This window comes from Sphaerisporangium sp. NPDC051017 (genome assembly GCF_040683095.1).
Classification (GTDB): Bacteria; Actinomycetota; Actinomycetes; order Streptosporangiales; family Streptosporangiaceae; genus Sphaerisporangium.
Map to the genome: position 1 here is coordinate 1 of NZ_JBFBCI010000076.1, position 16,654 is coordinate 16,654.

Sequence of the window (16,654 nt, forward strand, 5' to 3'; positions counted from 1 at the left end):
TGCCGTGGCCCAGGCCGTTGGCGACGTTGGCTCCGACGGTGGCGCAGACGCCGATGGCCAGCAGGCCCCAGGCGTGCCAGGGTGCTCTGCGGTTCTTGCGGGTGTAGTGCAGGATCACCAGGGAGCAGGTCGCGACCAGCCCGTCGACGGTGAGGGGGAGTGCTTGGGCGGTGGCTCCGGTCTCGCCGTAGCGGGTGACGAGCAGGAAGGCATGTCCGTAGCTGATCACGGCGGCGATCCCGGTGACCACCAGGACGGAGAACGCCGCTCCCCAGCGGATCGCCCGGTCCCCGGTGGTCTCCTGACGTGCTTCGCTGATGCCGGGAGCGGGTCTTGAGCGCAGGATGGTGTCGGTCTTGTCTTGAGGATCGTCGGTCAAACAGTTCTCCAGATGGTGAGGCTGGACGGGAGAAGGCCCTGATGTTGGAGGGGCGGTTCAGGCGGCTGTTCGGGTTCGGAGCTCTGACAGCGGGAGAGGGCGGGAGCGGCCTGCGCGGCGGTCACGCAGGATCGCGACGTCGCCGAGTTCGTTGCGAAGGTCTTGCTCGGCGGCTTCGACGGCGGCGAACCCTGTGGGATCGACGGCGAGCATGTGAGTCCACTGGCGGATTCCCGCTTGCACGCAGAAGCCGCCGCAGGGGCAGCGACACGCTGGGCGGCGGCCCAGGAGCCGATCCCGCCCGACCACTGCACCACCCGCCACGGCTCGGTGCCGCTGTGGATCGGGTCCGGGATCACGCCGGGTCACCGGCCTGCTGTCCGTTCCCGGCCTCGTCCGAGCCGGGGGCGCTGGTCGAGAACGCTTCCGGATATCGGAACCGGGCCTCGGCAGCGGTCATCTGACCGCCGGCCTGGTCGTAGGGGAGCCGATCGGTCCATCCGGCTCCACCCAGTGCGTTGCGGGAGTTGGCCATGGTGACCACGTCCAGGTGGACGCTGTTGACGCCGTTGGCCACGGTGAGGGACTTGGAGTTGACCCGGACGATCTCGTACCAGCGCCGCCCGCACTTGACGAAGTCGCCGCGGGAGAAATCGGCGCTGGACCAGACCCTCCGGCCCTCCTGCTCCTGGAGCTTGGCGATGTGCGCCTTCCAGTAGGTGATCTCCTCGGCCAGCAGGGTGATCTGTGACTCGGTGATCGCGCGGGCGGCCGGGCCGACGGCGATGAGAACCTCGGCGGTGTTGCCGGTCTCGTTGCTGGAGAGCACGCGGGAGCCCTCCGGGCGGACGGCCAGCCGCTCCTCCAGCGAGCGCCCGTAGTCGTCGGTCCAGTCGGTGGTGACCGTGATCTCCCACCGCTGGGTGTCACCTCGCAGGTAGCGCTGGTGGCGGCGGACGTCGGCCTCCAGTCGCTCGACGCGCCGCTGGGTGGTGCCGAGGTCCTCGCGGCCGGCCTGGTATGCCGCTGCGGCCTTGGCTCGCCCCGCCCACCGTTCGCCGCGCTGCACGTGTTCGCGGCCTCGGTCCTCCTTGGCGTTGCGCCTGTCCTCCTGCCGTACGGTCCGGTTGTAGGAGTGGTGGCCGATCAGGTGCGGCTGTCCGAGCGGGATCCGGCTGCGTTCCTGCCTGACCTGGTCGATCATCGCGTCGCCCTTGGTGAGGGCGTGGTCGGCGTAGCCGCTGAACCGCTCCGTGCGTTCCTCGGCGCGGTCGTAGCGCTCGGCCTCCAGTTCGGCGAAGCTCGTGGTAGGCAGGGTGACGTTGTCGACCTCGACCTTCACCTCGTGGCCGGCCTCACGCAGCGCGGCGGCGCACCGGTCAATGTAGTGCTGCTTGGCGGGACGGCGGCGGGTGGAGGCCACGTACCAGTACGCCTCGCCGTGGTCGGGGTGGTCGTCCAGGTATCTGGACGGGCGGAAACCGGCGTCGTGGATGATCTCTCCCGAGCCGTCACCGGGGGTGGTGCCGTAGACGACGGTGCCGGTCTGCAGCGTGTGACTGATAACGATCATGAACTTGCGGGTCCTTCCGTAAATGGGAGCGTCTCGCCGTGGCGAGTGGGGTTGAGGGGCCTCAGCCCCAGTTGTCGAGGTATTCGGGTTCGGGGAACTGCGTCATGGCGCCGGCGATCTCGCTGTAGGGGATGTCGAAGGCCTGGCCCCATAGGTGCCAGGCCGCGTGGTAGGCCCAGTCGGCGACGGCGCTGCGGTCGTCTTCGCGGACGTGATCGGACCAAGAGCTGATCCGCTGGTGGCCGTAACGCCAGGTCACCGCCCGGACGTGTGCCAGCGCCCACTGTTCTCCGGGATGCCTGGGCAGATCCCGGACGTCCTGCTGGGTCGCCGCCCACGCGGCCAGAGCACGGGCCAGGTCCCAGAACTGGAATCGGCCACGGATGGCCAGCGCGAACTCAAGCCGGCCGTCCGGTCCCCGCGACAGGCTGAGCCGGGTGGCACGGATCCGCTGCGCGGTGGTCATGGCGGCAGAGGCCTTCACGCTGCCCCCGTCCACGAGGTGAGGTTGTGCTCATCGACCCATCGCCGAGCGGAGACCTCGTCGGGGAAGTACGCCGGCTTCCCGTTGAGGTACCGGGGCAAGGTCCGCTGGCCATCGGGACCACCGCGAGCAGGAACGTCGTCAGGGTGGGGCTCCAGTGGGGCAACCTCCTGCCCGTAGTTGCACATGTCGCGTGCCACCCACGGCAGCCCCTTGATCACCTCGACTCCGCCCTCGGGGCCTTGGGCGTAGTAACGTCCCGGCTGCTGGGGGTCCCACTGGAATCCGCACATGTAGTTGCGGGAGTCTTTGTGGATGTAGGCACCGTCGGGAGTCGGCAGGGCATGCCCGCACACTGGGCACTGCTCTGGGCACGCCGGGGCGGCGCCAGCGGTATTGGTCATCGTCGTCTTCCTTTTCTGCGAGGTTCTGTAAGGCCCCGGATCAGGGGCGGGCCGGGCTTGCGGTTGGGCCGGGCGGTCTTTCACGCTGTGTGGTTGAGCGGGAGGAGGTCTTCCACGACTCCGGGGTGGGCTCGGTCGACGCGCTCCAGCAGTTCGGCACGCCAGGCAAGCGCGTAGTCGATGCAGTTGCCGCAGTGGCCGTGCTGGTGCCGGGGGTGGCGGGCTTCCCATCGGGCGGCTCGTGACCAGGCGAGGCTGTCGCTGGAGACGATCTGGTCGGCGGAGGAGATCAGACCGGTGGTCTTGTAGCCGAAGGTGTGCAGCCGAAGCCCCAAGCGGGCGAGCCGGGAGATCATGAGCGCGACGGGCAGGGTATTGCCCTTGCGGCAGATCGAGCCGAGCCCGACGATCGGTTCCTCACGCAGGTCGATCCCGGCGGCCAGCCACTGCTCCAGATGGTCGAGGTATGTTGACCGAACTAAGAACCTCATCTCGCCTTGCTTGATCGGGCGGAGACGGCCAAATTCGTCTGCGTGCTCGCGAACATTCCTCGTCCCGAACCAGCTCAGCTCGTGGTGCAGCGATTCGGCGCGGTCGTTGCTGGAAGTGGTGCGGTGCCGTGGCTGCTGTTGGAGGAGGGCGGCGCTGAACACCCGGGCGTCAGCGACTTCCTCCGACAGATGGTGGCCAGCGACTACGGGGCCAGCAGCGTCCGGTCGTACGCGCTCGCCCTGCTGCGCTGGCTGCGGTTCCTGCGAGCGGTCGGGGTGCAGTGGGACCGGGCCGGCCGCGAGGATACGCGGGACTTCGTGCTCTGGATGAGAGCCGCCGCACCGGCCCGACCGGCGAGCCGCGGGCGCCCAGGCGCCAGCGCCCATACCGGGTGAGTTCGGTGTACGCCCCGGAGTCCAGGCCCCACACCCCGCCGCCGGCCAAGCGGGGAAGAGAGGAAAGCGGCGAGAGCGAGTGCTGGGAGACATACAGCGGAACCCGCACCCGGGCCAGCCAGTCCGGGTGATGGGTACCGAGGAAGAAGCGCATCAGGCCGCCTTCGGGGCATCGCGGCCCTGAGCGGCGGCCGGCGGATGGGGCAGCAGACGAGGATCGGTCGAGATGTGCGTGGACAACGCGACCAAGCCGCGGCGGACAGGTTCGCCTCCCGCAGCCACCTCGACAAAGACCTCATCCAGCAGAGCGAACGCCTCGGCATCACTCTCCGCGGCTACCTCCAGGGTCACCTCGACGGTCGAGCGGTAGCGGAAGATCGGCCCAGCGGGCGGGTACGGCAACGCCGACAGGTCGACGGTGCTGTGCCGGCCTGCCTGGTCGATGACCGTGAACACGTTGGCGGCCGAGCCCGGAGCGCTGCGATCGGCCCAGGCCAGTTCCGCCGCGTGCCGAGGTGATTCGGCGTGCTCGTCGATCTCCCAGCGCACGAGGTAGTCAGGCATCTGCCACCTCGCCCGTGTGAGCTTCGGAGGCGAAGGCGATTTCGGCGAGGCGTTCCTGCGCCTCTACGAGCGGCGGTGCCGCGGGTGGACGATCCGTGGAGGAGTTGTCCCTTGGGGACGTGGAACAGCAGTGGGTGCCGCGTGGTGCGGCCGCCGTCTGCTGGTTGGGGGTGGTGGTCAGCATGCGATCTCCTGTCGCGGGAGAAGACAACCGCTCCCGGCCGGTGAGCCGGCCAGGGGCGGCAGGGGGAGGTCATGCGGGTCGGAAGCGGGCCGGTGAGCCGTGGCCCGCACATGTCCGGCTCGCAGGTGATCGGGGATGGCTCAGTCGAAGTGGATCTGCCGGAACACCTCGTCGAGCGCCTTGATGGCCTCGTCTTCCGGCATCTCCTCCAGCCGGGCCAGCGGCCCGAGGTCGACGTCGTGCCGGTCGGACAGGTGGGCCTGGGCGATGGCCTCGCGCAGGATCTTGCGGGTTTCGGAGCTCATCTCGGTCATGACGTGTTTCCTTCCAGGAGGAGAAAAGGAGTCGCTCCTGGCCAAGCGGCCGAGGCGGGACGGACGGCATGGGGGGAGGCGATCGGGTTGGCCGGGCTGACGCGCCTGAGGTCACACCCGGCCGGGGGTTAAGGTCGATCGGGGCAACCAGCCCTTCGCTGATGCCGGGATCGTGTTCGGCCGGTCGTCATCGCAGGCCGGACACCGGTCGAGGGAGGCGTGGTCACCGGCCGGCCCGCCGGCAACGGCGAGGTGTTCCTGCGCCGCGATGAGCGGTTCTTCCGCGGGCGATGATCGTTCATCGAGTCGTCCCTTCACGACGGGGAACGGCGCAGGGCAGGGGTGGTGGTCAGGCGGCGTCGGCGTAGACGTCGGCGGCGTCGAACTCCTCGGCGAGGTCGTCGGCGATCTCCTTCTCCATGTGGGCGGCCAGGGGGACCTCCTGCGGACCCGGCGTGGCGTCCGCGGTACCGGATGCCGGCGCCGGGCCGGCGGAGGCGTCCGGCTCGGCAACGGGGCCCGGTTCGGACTCCTGCGTCCCCTGCGGCGGGTGCTCGACGTCGTCGATCGGCTGGTCATCGTGCTCCTCGGGGTCCTGGCCGGCTACCGCCGTCTCGGTACTGGTCTGGTCGGTGTCTGCTTCCTCGATGGGGTCCTCGGCGGGGTTGTCGCCGCGGTAGGGCACGCCGTCGGCGACGGCCTTCTCGATCGGGCTGGGCTCGTAGCCGTGCTTGGCGCCGATCTCGGCGACGAACCGCAGCCACGCCCCGGCGTCCTCGCGGGTGCACGGGGAGTACTTGTCCTCGCGCCAGGTGTTGCGCCGCTCCCCATCACCGGTGATCTCCCGCTCGTAGGCGGTCGCGATGGGCGCGAGCGCGAGCATCCACAGGCCCGGCTGGGTACTCTTGGCCACCGTCTCCGGCGCGGGGGCGCCGAAGAACTCGAACAGACGGGAGTGACGGGCGCCGCCCAGCGCGCGGCACAGCGGCTCGGGCATCGTGACGAGCTGCCCGGTCACGAACCGGGCGATCGTGGACGCCACGTTCCTAGGCGGGGCCTTGAGCATCAGGAACTCGCGCAGCCACTGCTGCCGGACCGTGCCGGCGGCGACCCACGCCTTGTTCCCCTCGACCACGATCTTCCGGTCGGCGTTCGGCCTGGCCTCCTGAGCGACGGGCGCGACGACGGCCGGTTCGGGGGGGCTGGTAGTGCCGGTCTCCGCGAACACGTGGCCATATGTGACCGGGTCCAGGCAGTAGTGGTTCGGGGAGGCGCTCATCCAGGAGCCGAGCGACGCGCCGCGGCCGGGGCAGTCGGCGTGGGCGTCGGCGTCCATCTGCTGGGAACCGTTCAAGAGGCGAGACAGCGGCACGGCCCCCTCGGGCCGTTCGGTGGTGACCGTGATCCCCGACTGCTCCAGTTCGGCGACCATCGTGGCGCGGCGTGCTTTGGCTTCCCGTTCGTCCAGCAGGCGCTGCACCGTGTACTTCAGCGGGCCGTACCGGCTGCGGCGGATCACCTCCATCGCCTCGGGGTCGTCCTCGAACGGCTTGAGCAGCGCCAGCTCCTCCAGCGTCCACTCGTAGTCCATCCCCGCGGCGATCTCCTTGGTCATGGAGGTGAGACCGCCGGCCCGCACCCCGGCCTTCACCTCGCCCGCGGACAGGCCCGTGGCCTTGCGGATCTCGGCTCGCGTCATCCCCGCCTGCGCCGCCGAGAACAGCGCTTGGGCCTCCTCGTGCACCGTCAGGCTCGTGCGGAACCTGCTGCTGATCAGCATGTGCAGGTACTGAAGGCCCTCGTCATCGGCGGTGTCGGCGGAGAAGAAGTACGGCACTGCCGCCAGGCCGACCTTCAGCGCGGCGTCCAGGCGGACATTGCCGTCCACCACCCGGTAGCCGCCGTCCGGCTCGATGGTGATCTCCAGCGGCGTGATGATCCCTGCTGATGCGACCGAGCGGCAGAATGACTGGTCGGCCTGCTTGTCCTCTCGGACATTTCCGGGGTGGGAGACCAGCAGCTCCACCGGGATCACGGGACGCTCGGTATACGCCAGATCCTCGCCTCGCCAACCCTCAGCGGCCAGGTCCGCGTTTTCGGGGACGTCCTGATCGGCGACTGCGCCTTCCAGAACGTCGGGATCGGTTGCGACTTCGGTCATGTGCCCTCCACAGGCTCATCGCGCCAGGCTGGCCTGGCCACCGCCTTGCTGCGGCGGCCGGGGGACACAGGGACGGTCCCTGCCCGGCTCAAGGCGCCCGCGACGCACGCAGCCGGGAACGCAACCCGGCGGTCCCGGCACGGCCAAGATGTTTTCCGCCAGGAAAAGATCTTTGGGCGAGGCCGGGACGAGCGCAGCGAGAGCCGGTTGCGGGCACGGCAAGAGTGGCGCAGCCTTGGGAGCCGGGCAGGGACCTGGAACCCACGGACGCGTGCGCTCCACGGTGCCGAACCGACGGCGAGAACCGCTGATGCAGCCCCAAATGCTGACCCGGCGGCGCGGCCCGCTGGGCTTCCCTCAGTGAGATCTCAGTCGTCTCCGGAGACGATCACCGGTTGGCGTTTGATGATGGCGAAGACCGGGGTCGAGGGCCCGACGTAGGCGCCGGTGACGTTGTAGTCGATCCACTCGCCGGCCTCCTCTTCGTCCATGCCCCACCCCAACAGGACCCGTAGGCAAAGAGCCAGGTCGTACAGAGCGACGACCCGCCGCGAGTTGCCGAACCAGCCCTCGGCCATACCGATCAACGCGTCCTCGAAACCGTCGGCCAGCAACGCTTCGCCGTCGCTGCACTCGGCCAACCGGTCCCGGATGTCCTCAAAAGACGAGTCAGTCATGCGCGCCCCCGGCCTTCCCGCGGCGGGATCGGCCGCCTCGACGACGGCCACAGGCCTGCGGAGCCATCACGAGCGGCAGCCCGCTCCTGACGTCGAACGGCTGGCCGGCCGCCACCGCGGCCTTGAGCTGGTCCTGGAAGTCCCTGGCCAGGGCCGGGACACGAAACGAGCGGCCCTTCCTACGACCGGCCACAATCCAGCAGACTCGGTGGACCGGACCTCGCGGGCCCTCGTGTCTGCCGATCCAGTCACAGATCCAGATCTTGTAGGTGATCCCATGCTGGTGGCTGCGGGCGTGAGAGGCTGTGCGGCCAATGGGTGATGGGTTCATGTGGGGATAAGCTCCCTTGCTCGATGAGGGGCAAATGTCTTGGGGGAGGGGTTTGAGACCTGCGCTCGCCGGGAGTGGGAGGTGCACCGCCTCCGGCCTCGGCATGTACAGGGCAACGCCATCTCTAGCGATACGCCGACGTATACGAACTATGCGTACGTTATACTCACGTATATGTGCTGGTCAATGGTGAACCGCTGTGGCCGCCTCATCCTGGAGGTGTGGCCCCGTTCCCCGTCCCACACGAAGTCGAACTCCGCGTGGGACGGCCTGCGGGATCTGTCCAGGCGTCGGCGATGTGTTCTGGGGGTCAAGGTCGCGGGCTCGAACTCGGCCTTGGTTGCCGGGGAGTGTGGTGCGCAGGTGCGAGGGTGGCGCCGACGTTGCCAGGGCGCAGACTCACGCACGGTTCATCGGGCTTATCTATTAAGTCCGGGCCATGCCTTCGAGCTAGTGCGAAAGCTCCGTGGCCGCTAGGATCGTCACGCTCCGAACGTCGGAGATCACTGAGTGTGAAGACACAGGCGGGAACCGATGATCGACTCGTTCGTTGTGCTCGATCCAGCCATCTGGCTGGCGGGTGTGATAGCCATTGGCGCCCTGGTGGCGCATGTGGCGTTGCGGTTCAGGATCTCAGTCATGCTCTCGCTGAGCTGACCCGCTGGTCAGGTTGGCGCCTGGGGGCGACGGATGCCCCCAGGCGCTCCCTCCAGGGATGATCGTTGACAGTCGGCCATGCCCTACATAGACAAGCCGTTGCGATCCCTCCAGGGGTCGTCAGTTCCTGTCGCCGAGGATCGTCGATCCAGGTCAGAGTAGTGGACTGCCACTCCGACGTCTTTCGATGGGGCCGTGGCCGGCCCCTGGTGGCGACTTTGGGTGAAGCTGCGTTTTTGTCGGGGGTGGCTGCTATAAGTGGTCAGTTGTTTGCTCTGTGTGCCGCGTGATCGGGAGATCCCTGTGCGTTTTCGCGTTGACGTGTCTGCGGACACCGCACAGATTGCCTGGCCGGATGTGTACGGGCCGGCCCGGGGAGTCGTGTACGACCTGCTGCGGAGTCAGGATGCGGTGCTGGCCGGTGAGTTGCATGACAAGGGGTGGGCGGGAACGCCGATCAAGCCTGTCGGGATATCCCCTCCCGTTTTCCGGGACAAGACCCGGCGTAAGGGGGTGTGGGGGTCGTCGGGGCTGGGCTCGGTGTGGCTGGGCTCGCCGGTACCGCAGATCGCCGCCTGCCTTGTGGCTGGGCTCGCGGGGCGTTCGGAGATCAGATGGGGGGCGACCCGCCTCACGGTCCGTGGGGTGCAATTGGAGGCGCCACCTGCAAATTTCCAGTCGGGAACCGGGGAGTTCTCCACACGGTCTCCGATCTTGGTGAAACGTGACGGACGGTTTCTCCTGCCAGAGGATGCCGATTATCTGGAGCGGCTTACCCATAATTTGCGGCATCGGGCCGATGCGCTCGGTCTGCCCAATGCGGTGGAGGTCGAGGTGTTGGAGGCGGGGCCGCGGCGGCGAGATGAGGTGCAGGGGAAAATGCGCATCGGGGCGACGGCGAAGCTCCGTGTCCGGGCGGCGCCGGAATTGCTGCAAGCCTTTCACGAGGGTGGGATCGGTCTTAACTGTACGCAGGGCTTTGGGTGGCTGCGGTGAGCGGGGCGTTGGTGCTGACCGGTCATCCGGTGCAACGGTGCGGGGCGTGGGCGGTGGCGATGCTCGCTGGAGTCCCCGTTCGCACGGGCAAACCGGGGGGCGATGCACCCTTTGAGGTGACCGCGCGTGAACTGGATGAGGTGAGCGGGCGGATCGCCGAGGATGTCGCACGTGCCGCTGTAGCCGCGCAGGGGTCGGCGGAGTACGACTGGTGGAAGGTGCTTTTCGCGCTGTACCCGAATTCACCCCCGACCCATGCGAAGCGCCAGCGTGACCGCACGTCCATCAAGGCGGAGATGGTCAGGCTGCTGGGCCGAGATGCGGCGGCCAGTGAGATGCGGCCGTGTGTGTTTTGCGGAGTGCCGTCGTCGACTTTGTGGGCGAAGTCGTTGATGCCGATGTTCGACACGGTGCGTGCGGTGAACACGTTGCCGCCGGGCGTGGCGGGATGGCCGGTGTGCTGGGCGTGCCGGGTGGCGCTGTGGGCTCTGCCGTACGGGGCGTGGGTGACGGCAGGGTCTGCAACCGTTCTGACCTGCGATGATCGCCAGATCGAGCGGGAGTTCGTTCGGGGGAACGTCGATCGAGCGGCAAAAACATTGCAGATGGGCTGCAGTTCGCTGCCAGCGGGTGCGGGCCCTGAGGCGGTGGTGGTGGAAGCGCTGGCCGTGCACGCGCGGTTTGGTGGCGTGGCGCGAGGTGACGGCCGGGCAGCGGCGGCTGCCACGTTGTGGATGTTCAAGAACGACAATCAGGAGCCCTGGCTGCGCGTGAGCAGTACCCGGGCCGGGGTCGGCAGGTTCCTGCGGATGGTGCAGGCCGACTCCGACGCAAGGGCTGGGAAGCAGCGTTTGCGTAGCGCGTTGGTCCGCCGTGACCGTTCCGGCGCTGTGGAACTGGACGGGGACACCGCAGTCGCCCGGCTGCTGTTCGAACCCGACGGGTATCCGGCGGATCGGCTGCTGCATGAGCTGGATCGCCGGCTGCGAGCGCCGGATGACCTTTCTCAACGCGCCATATGGCAGTGGTGCGCGTTATCCCGCCTTTATCTGGAGGTGATGCACGAGATGAACGCCGCCAAGTACGCGCCGGTCGCGGACATCTTCGTTAGATGGATCGGCCAGGAATCCACGCGTGGCCGGTTCAACGAGTTCCGGTCCGCATTGAGTTCCGGATGGAAGCTGCATCGGCTGTACGTGAACGCATCAGCGCGGCTTTTCCTGGACGGCAGCGTTCCTGCCAGTATTCGCGACGGGCTCGATGCCAACATTGTCGACTCCCTCTTCGAGCAGTCCGAATGGCGTGGCCGGGCCGGGCTTTACACCGTCGTCCTCAGCGAGTTGATCAAAGCCGGTGTGCGGGTCGGCAAGAGCGACGAGGCCGATGACGACACCGATGACGACGCGGCGGAGTTCGCTCCCGAGCAGAACGGCGAAGAGGAAGAGGATCACGGCTGATGAGCTACCTCGCTGGCAAGATCGTGCTTTCGGTGATCGCGGGCGCCCCCAACAACGGCAAGGGGCAGCAGACGACCGAGACGCCGGTGAAAAAGGCGTTCATCCGCGGCAAGCACTATCCCTATGTGTCCGCGCAGGCGTTTCGCCGCTGGTGGCGGGACACGATGGCCACCCTCGGATCTGATCCCTCCCCTGTGGAACGGGTGGGGAAGGCGCAAGGTAAGGCGCAGAAGGCGACCACACAAGGCGCCCCGATCCTGTACGCCGACGATGACCTGTTCGGCTACATGAAGACCTCCAAGGACAAGGACGGCGGGACAACCGTCCGAGACAGCCCACTCATGGTCGGAACGTTCCTATCTGTCGAGCCGGCCCAGCCGACGAGCGATTTCGGGGTGATGGCCCGGGGCGTGGAGGACCCGGTGCTGCACTCCCACGAGTTCTACACCGCCGATCTGGCCGCGCCGTTCCTGCTGGACCTGCCGCGCGTGGGCACGTTCACCCTGCCCGGGCAAAACGGCTCGGGCCGGGCGAACTACTTGAGCGAGGAGGCCGCCCTTCGCCTTGCCGCGGCGGCTCAGGCAGGGGCCTCCACCTGTGTCTTCCGTGGTCAGTCCGCGCTGCGGCTTCCGCTGCCGATGCGGCGTGAGCGGGTGGCCGTCCTGCTGCAGGCGCTGGCGGAGCTGACCGGCGGTGCCAAGAAGGCGCTGCACTACGGGGATCGCGTGCCGGCGTTGATCGCGATGGTCCCCATGGCCGGTGGCGTCAATCCCCTCGGGTTCGTCATCGACGGAGCCGAAGAGCGCTACAGCGGCTTGCAGGTACGCGCTCAGGCCCTGCGGGAGGAGCTCACGGCATGGGATGGTGAGTGGGAGGCGCCGGTGCGACTGGGGTGGCGTCCAGGCTTTCGGGAGCAACTGCGCAAGGAGTTCGAGACCGAGGCCACAGACCTGCTCGACGAGGGGAAGGTCGTCGTCTCCCATCCACGGTCTTTGTTGCTGGACCTGGCCCAGCAGATCCGGGACGGCAGGCACGACGCCTGGTTCGACGACCCGGCCAGGTGACCCCGTGGTAGAGGATCAGCGGGTGCCGATCGAGGCGGTCCGCATCGAGTTGTACGCCCCGGTGGCCTCGTTCCGGGATCCGATGTTCCCCGGAGTGAGTCGTTGCCTGCCGGTGCCGCCGCCTTCCACGGTGCGCGGGATGCTCGCGGCGGCCACGGGGAACCCGGCCGAACCGGTCTGTTTCGGCATGGCGGCCTGCGCGGATGGCCGTGGGGTGGATGCCGAGACCTATCATCCGGTCGCGGCTGATGGTTCCAACCCTCCAGTCCGGGGCCGGGTGGGGGAGGGTAAGGGCGGGATGACCGTTCGGGAGCGTCCCTTCCTGGCCGACGTGCGGGTGACATTGTGGGTACCCGACCCTGACGGGCAGCGGATCGCGCGGGCGTTGCGCCGTCCGGTCTGGGGGCTACGCCTGGGCCGATCCCAGGACCTGGTACACGTGCGGAGCATCTCCCGCGTCATGCTGTACCCCGCAGGGGAGGCGGTGGTCGGGCACGCGCTGGCACCGCTGGGCGGACATGCCTCCGCCCGCGCCAGTGTGGTGCGGCTGGCGGACCAGGTGAGCCTGGACCGGATGCGCACGATCTACCGGGACTATCTGTGGTGCGCCGACCCTGCAGGCCGCGAAGCGACGCAAGGCGCCTACCGCGACGGTGACCAGGCAGTCTGGCTGCATGCCGCCGACTCCCAGCACGATGAACCGGCAGAACTGCTGCAGGTGCTGGCCAAATCGGCCAGCCACTCACCGCTGGGCCGCCCCGAGCTGCTGACCGAGCACAGCCTTCAGGTTCGGCGGGCGGCCGATGATCTGGCCGATCGGATCAGCACGGCCGGGGTCCTGGCCGGACATCCCCGATTCTGGTCATGGGTGGCGACCGCAGCGCTGCTACACGATGCCGGAAAGGTGGCCGAAGGCTTTCAACGCCAGCTACGCCCGAAAGGCGAGCCCTGGGGAGAGCGCCACGAGGTACTCTCGCTGGCGTTCGTCGAGCTGCTGACCCGGCACCTGCCGGAGCAGGACCGGCAGATGATCGCCACAGGCGTGCTCTTCCACCACCAGATGCTCATCGGCGCGGAGTGTCTGGCCGACCGCTATCCCCCCGAGGCGGACTGGCAGAGCAAGTTCGGACTCAACAACAACGCCTTCCCCGGCCAGCCCCGGATCCAGGTCTCCACCTCCAGACGCGCCGCAGCCCTGGCCTGGTACGCCAGGCAATTGGGCGTGCCGGCGCCGCAGGAGGCCAGAAAGCTGTGGGACCTGGCTCGTGACGCGTTCGCCCGGACGGCGGACTGGTGGATGCGCGAGGTCCCGCCCGCGGAAGGCCTGCTCGCCGTCCTGGTACAGGGAGCGGTCACGCTGGCCGATCACTCGGGTTCCGCTCACGTCACCCTGCGCAAGCACATACCGCTCCCGTCCCGCTACCTCGACGGCCTGGCGAGCCCGTATGCGCATCAGATCCAGGCGGGTGGCCATGATGGGCATCTCATCGTGCGCGCTCCCACCGGCAGCGGGAAGACCGAGGCCGGCCTGGCATGGGCCTCCCGCCAGTTGGAGAGCATGCCCGGCCGTCCCCGGCTGATCTGGCAGTTGCCATACCGCGCGTCCATCGACGCCGCACGGACCCGCTTCCTCCAGGACCTGAACGCCGACCCCGACGACATCGCGATCCTGCACGCCACCGCCGCCCAGACTCTCCTCGCCGAATGCACCAGCGACGATCAGCACGCCGGCCGGGCACAGGCACGCAAAGCCAAGGCCCAGCGAGCGGCGATGCGACTGTTCGCCCAGAGAATCCGTATCGCCACCCCGCACCAACTGCTGCGAGCGGCGATAGCCGGTCCACGCTACTCAGGCGCGCTGATCGAGCAGTCCAACGCGGCCATGGTGCTGGACGAACTGCACGCCTACGACCCGGTGACCTTCGGGCGGATCTGCGCCGCGATGCGCCTATGGGCCCAGCTCGGCAGCCGCGTCTGCGTGCTGTCGGCAACACTGGCCCAGCCCATGATCGATTTGGTGGCCGAGTCTCTGACACCGGCTCCGGTGACAATCATCGACGCGCCCCAGGAGATCGCGCCGGACCGTCATCGCTTGGTGGTGGATGAGGAACCGATCTGCTGCCCGGCCAGTGTCGCGCGTATCCACCAGTGGCTGGCCGAGGGGCACGGCGTGCTGGTGGTGGCCAACACCGTGGCCCGTGCCCAGTGCATGTACCGGCTACTTACCCCGGCGGCGTGCGCCACCTATCCCGATGACCCGGACGCGGCGATCCTGCTGCACTCACGCTTTCGCCATATGGACCGCGACGCGATCGAAAAACGGATCCGGCAACGCTACCCCGAGCGAGAAGAAGGAGAACGCGAACGACGCGGTGGGCTGGTCATAGCCACCCAAGCCTTGGAGGTGTCCCTGTGCCTGGACTTCGACCGTGGCGTCAGCGAACTCGCACCGGTCGAAGCGATCGCCCAGCGTGCCGGCCGCGTCAACCGGCGCGGCCGACACCCAGACGGAGCCGTCGAGTTCCGCGTACACCTCACCACCAAAACCTGGCCATACGAAGAGGCGGCGCTGAAGGCCGCGCTGCTCGCACTCCGAGAACACCCCGGACCGATCATTTCAGAGGAGACGATCTCGGCCTGGCTGAAGACGGCCTACGCCACCGAATGGGGCCGCGAATGGGAGAACCGAGCACGGGAAAGCCGCGATGCCTTCAGTACTTCCTTCCTCACCTTCACCACCCCCTTCCATGACCGTGCCGAGTTCGCCGACAGGCTGGCCAGAGAACTCGACAGTGTCGACGTCCTGCTGGAGAAGGATCTTGCGCGCTATCACCAACTGGCCGCCGAGGATCCGTTGCTCGCCCACCGGCTGCTCATCCCCATGCGATACGGCGCGGCCGTACGCCATGGAACCCGCAGCCGGGAGCTGCGCCTGTTCGTGACCCCGCTGCCCTACACACCGGAGGAAGGCCTGCTTCTTCCCTCTGGTGAGGACCCGGCGCCCCCACCCTCGGAGACGGTTCTTTGAACGACTTCATCGACGACGACGATGTCAGCGGGCTCGGCGGTGTACACATCAAGTACCTGATGCACTGCCACCGACAGCTCTGGCTCTACATGCACGGCTATCGCCCCGAACGGAGCAACGCCTCGGTGCAATACGGTGAGGCCGTCGACGAGACCACCTACACCCGCCGCCGCGCTCTCGACCTGGGCGAGGCCAAAGTCGATTGGGTCACCACCGGAGCGGTCATCCACGAGACCAAGTCCTCCCGCGCGCCCTCCGACCAGCACCAGGCCCAGGTCCGCCACTACTGCCTGCTGCTTGAGCGCCGCGGCGTCAACGTACGCGGCGGTGTCGTCCACTACCCGCAGATCCGCCGCACCGTCGAGGTCACCTGGGACCGCGCGGCGCGAGCACTCGCCGAGGAAACCGAGTCCCGCGCCCGTGATGTGATCGCCTCGCCGACAGCGCCTGCCCGGCTCAATCGGGCGAGATGCCGGGGATGTTCTTATCTCGACTACTGCTGGAGCGGCTAATGAGCGCTGTCTCGCGGACCTACTGGTTAACCGAACCATGCCGGGTACGTCGGGAAGACGGCAGTATCCGCATAGAACGCGCCGACAGCACACCCGTCCGCATCCCCATCACCGACATCCGCGACCTGGTCATCTTCGACCACGTGGACCTCAACACCTCGGCTGTATCAGTGCTGAGCAAGCACGGCGTCATCGTGCACGTCCTCGATCACTACGGCAATTACGCCGGCGCGCTCACGCCCGCCGAAGAGAACTCCTCCGCCCACGTCCTGCGTCGCCAGGTGGCACTGACCGCCGACGAGGAGACCAAACTGACCATCGGGCGGGCGCTGGTCGCCACGACCGCGCACAACATCCGCTGGTCGCTGGAGACCGACCTTCTCGACGAGCCTCTCGCCCGGCTGGATGAGCAGCTCACGGCCTGTGAATCGACCGAGCAGCTCATGGGAGTGGAAGGCAACTTCCGGCGCACCGTATGGGGCGTCTTGGACACCATGCTGCCACCATGGCTGCGCCTGGAGGGACGAACCCGCCGCCCGCCCACCAACGCCGGAAACGCGTTCATCTCTTACATGAACGCCATCACCTATGCGCGGGTTCTCACCGCCTTGCGATGCACCCCGCTGCATCCCGCCCTGGGTTTCCTGCACGCTGACACCGACCGCCGGCGCAATACCCTCGCCCTCGACCTGGCCGAACCGTTCAAACCGTTGTTCGCCGAGCGGCTGCTACGCAGAGCCGCCGCCCAGAAAACACTTCGTGACAGCGATTTCGAAAGCGGCGTAGGGTACGCCTCGCTAAGCCGTGACGGCCGCAAGAAAATCGCCGAGATGATCCGCGCCGAACTCGCGACAACGGTGTATCACCGCAGGCTACGACGGAAGGTCTCCTACGAAGAACTCATCCACCTGGAAGCACTGAAGCTCGTCCGGCTCTGTCTGGAGAACGAGCCCTACAAGCCATTCCGGCCGTGGTGGTGAAC

The 16,654-nt window shown here is 67.8% G+C and carries 18 protein-coding genes; 8 read left to right on the plus strand and 10 right to left on the minus strand.

What is annotated here, in order from left to right; all coding sequences use genetic code 11:
- The 5 genes from AB0M95_RS36235 to AB0M95_RS36255 form a co-directional block, all read right to left on the minus strand.
- Positions 1-379: DUF2637 domain-containing protein (locus AB0M95_RS36235; RefSeq protein WP_363774815.1), on the minus strand; the 379-nt coding region annotated here is incomplete at its 3' end.
- Between the two features lie 355 nt (positions 380-734).
- Positions 735-1,952 carry a DUF3560 domain-containing protein gene (locus tag AB0M95_RS36240; protein ID WP_363774818.1) on the minus strand — a complete coding sequence of 406 codons (1,218 nt, stop codon included), beginning with the start codon at positions 1,950-1,952 and terminating at the stop codon, positions 735-737.
- A gap of 61 nt (positions 1,953-2,013) precedes the next feature.
- Entirely contained in the window at positions 2,014-2,451 is a 438-nt protein-coding gene (locus AB0M95_RS36245) for a hypothetical protein (RefSeq protein ID WP_363774821.1), read from the minus strand.
- Complete coding sequence (locus tag AB0M95_RS36250; protein WP_363774824.1) at positions 2,433-2,840, minus strand: hypothetical protein; 408 nt, start codon at positions 2,838-2,840, stop codon at positions 2,433-2,435. Before AB0M95_RS36250 ends, AB0M95_RS36245 begins: the two co-directional genes overlap by 19 nt.
- 80 nt (positions 2,841-2,920) lie before the next feature.
- Positions 2,921-3,331, minus strand: a complete 411-nt coding sequence (locus tag AB0M95_RS36255; protein ID WP_363774827.1) for a hypothetical protein — start codon at positions 3,329-3,331, stop codon at positions 2,921-2,923.
- Positions 3,332-3,337: 6 nt separating this feature from the next.
- Here AB0M95_RS36255 and AB0M95_RS36260 point away from each other — a divergent pair, with 6 nt between their 5' ends.
- Positions 3,338-3,727, plus strand: a complete 390-nt coding sequence (locus AB0M95_RS36260; RefSeq protein ID WP_363774830.1) for a site-specific integrase — start codon at positions 3,338-3,340, stop codon at positions 3,725-3,727.
- Positions 3,728-3,880: 153 nt separating this feature from the next.
- Here AB0M95_RS36260 and AB0M95_RS36265 read toward each other — a convergent pair whose 3' ends face one another.
- The 5 genes from AB0M95_RS36265 to AB0M95_RS36285 all read right to left on the minus strand — a co-directional run bounded on the left by AB0M95_RS36265 (position 3,881) and on the right by AB0M95_RS36285 (position 7,678).
- Positions 3,881-4,291 (minus strand): hypothetical protein, encoded by a 411-nt coding sequence (locus AB0M95_RS36265; protein WP_358526054.1) that lies wholly within the window; start codon positions 4,289-4,291, stop codon positions 3,881-3,883.
- The gene (locus tag AB0M95_RS36270; protein ID WP_358526052.1) at positions 4,284-4,475 is read right to left on the minus strand and encodes a hypothetical protein; all 192 of its coding nucleotides are present in this window, start codon (positions 4,473-4,475) and stop codon (positions 4,284-4,286) included. Before AB0M95_RS36270 ends, AB0M95_RS36265 begins: the two co-directional genes overlap by 8 nt.
- Before the next feature lie 140 nt (positions 4,476-4,615).
- A complete protein-coding gene (locus AB0M95_RS36275) occupies positions 4,616-4,789 on the minus strand; it encodes a hypothetical protein (protein WP_358526051.1) in 174 nt (57 codons plus the stop codon).
- Between the two features lie 349 nt (positions 4,790-5,138).
- Positions 5,139-6,950, minus strand: coding sequence for a hypothetical protein (locus AB0M95_RS36280; RefSeq protein ID WP_363774835.1), 1,812 nt, complete (start codon positions 6,948-6,950; stop codon positions 5,139-5,141).
- 368 nt (positions 6,951-7,318) lie between these two features.
- Positions 7,319-7,678, minus strand: coding sequence for a hypothetical protein (locus AB0M95_RS36285; RefSeq protein ID WP_358526049.1), 360 nt, complete (start codon positions 7,676-7,678; stop codon positions 7,319-7,321).
- Between the two features lie 814 nt (positions 7,679-8,492).
- On the opposite strand from AB0M95_RS36285, the gene AB0M95_RS36290 reads away from it, so the two are divergent.
- From AB0M95_RS36290 to cas1b, 7 genes are all read left to right on the plus strand, one after another.
- Complete coding sequence (locus AB0M95_RS36290) at positions 8,493-8,615, plus strand: hypothetical protein (protein WP_358526047.1); 123 nt, start codon at positions 8,493-8,495, stop codon at positions 8,613-8,615.
- A gap of 381 nt (positions 8,616-8,996) precedes the next feature.
- Positions 8,997-9,611 (plus strand): CRISPR-associated endoribonuclease Cas6, encoded by a 615-nt coding sequence (cas6, locus tag AB0M95_RS36295; protein WP_358526045.1) that lies wholly within the window; start codon positions 8,997-8,999, stop codon positions 9,609-9,611.
- Positions 9,608-11,068 (plus strand): hypothetical protein, encoded by a 1,461-nt coding sequence (locus AB0M95_RS36300; RefSeq protein WP_358526044.1) that lies wholly within the window; start codon positions 9,608-9,610, stop codon positions 11,066-11,068. Before cas6 ends, AB0M95_RS36300 begins: the two co-directional genes overlap by 4 nt.
- Positions 11,068-12,132: a type I-B CRISPR-associated protein Cas7/Cst2/DevR gene (gene cas7i, locus AB0M95_RS36305; protein WP_358526042.1), complete on the plus strand. Its 1,065-nt coding sequence runs from the start codon at positions 11,068-11,070 to the stop codon at positions 12,130-12,132. Before AB0M95_RS36300 ends, cas7i begins: the two co-directional genes overlap by 1 nt.
- A 22-nt stretch (positions 12,133-12,154) precedes the next feature.
- Positions 12,155-15,160, plus strand: a complete 3,006-nt coding sequence (cas3, locus tag AB0M95_RS36310; RefSeq protein WP_358526041.1) for a CRISPR-associated helicase Cas3' — start codon at positions 12,155-12,157, stop codon at positions 15,158-15,160.
- On the plus strand, positions 15,157-15,672 hold the full coding sequence (locus AB0M95_RS36315) for a CRISPR-associated protein Cas4 (protein WP_358526039.1): 516 nt from the start codon (positions 15,157-15,159) through the stop codon (positions 15,670-15,672). Before cas3 ends, AB0M95_RS36315 begins: the two co-directional genes overlap by 4 nt.
- Entirely contained in the window at positions 15,672-16,652 is a 981-nt protein-coding gene (gene cas1b / locus AB0M95_RS36320) for a type I-B CRISPR-associated endonuclease Cas1b (protein ID WP_358526037.1), read from the plus strand. The genes AB0M95_RS36315 and cas1b overlap by 1 nt, the downstream gene beginning before the upstream one ends.
- The last annotated feature ends 2 nt before the right edge of the window (positions 16,653-16,654 follow it).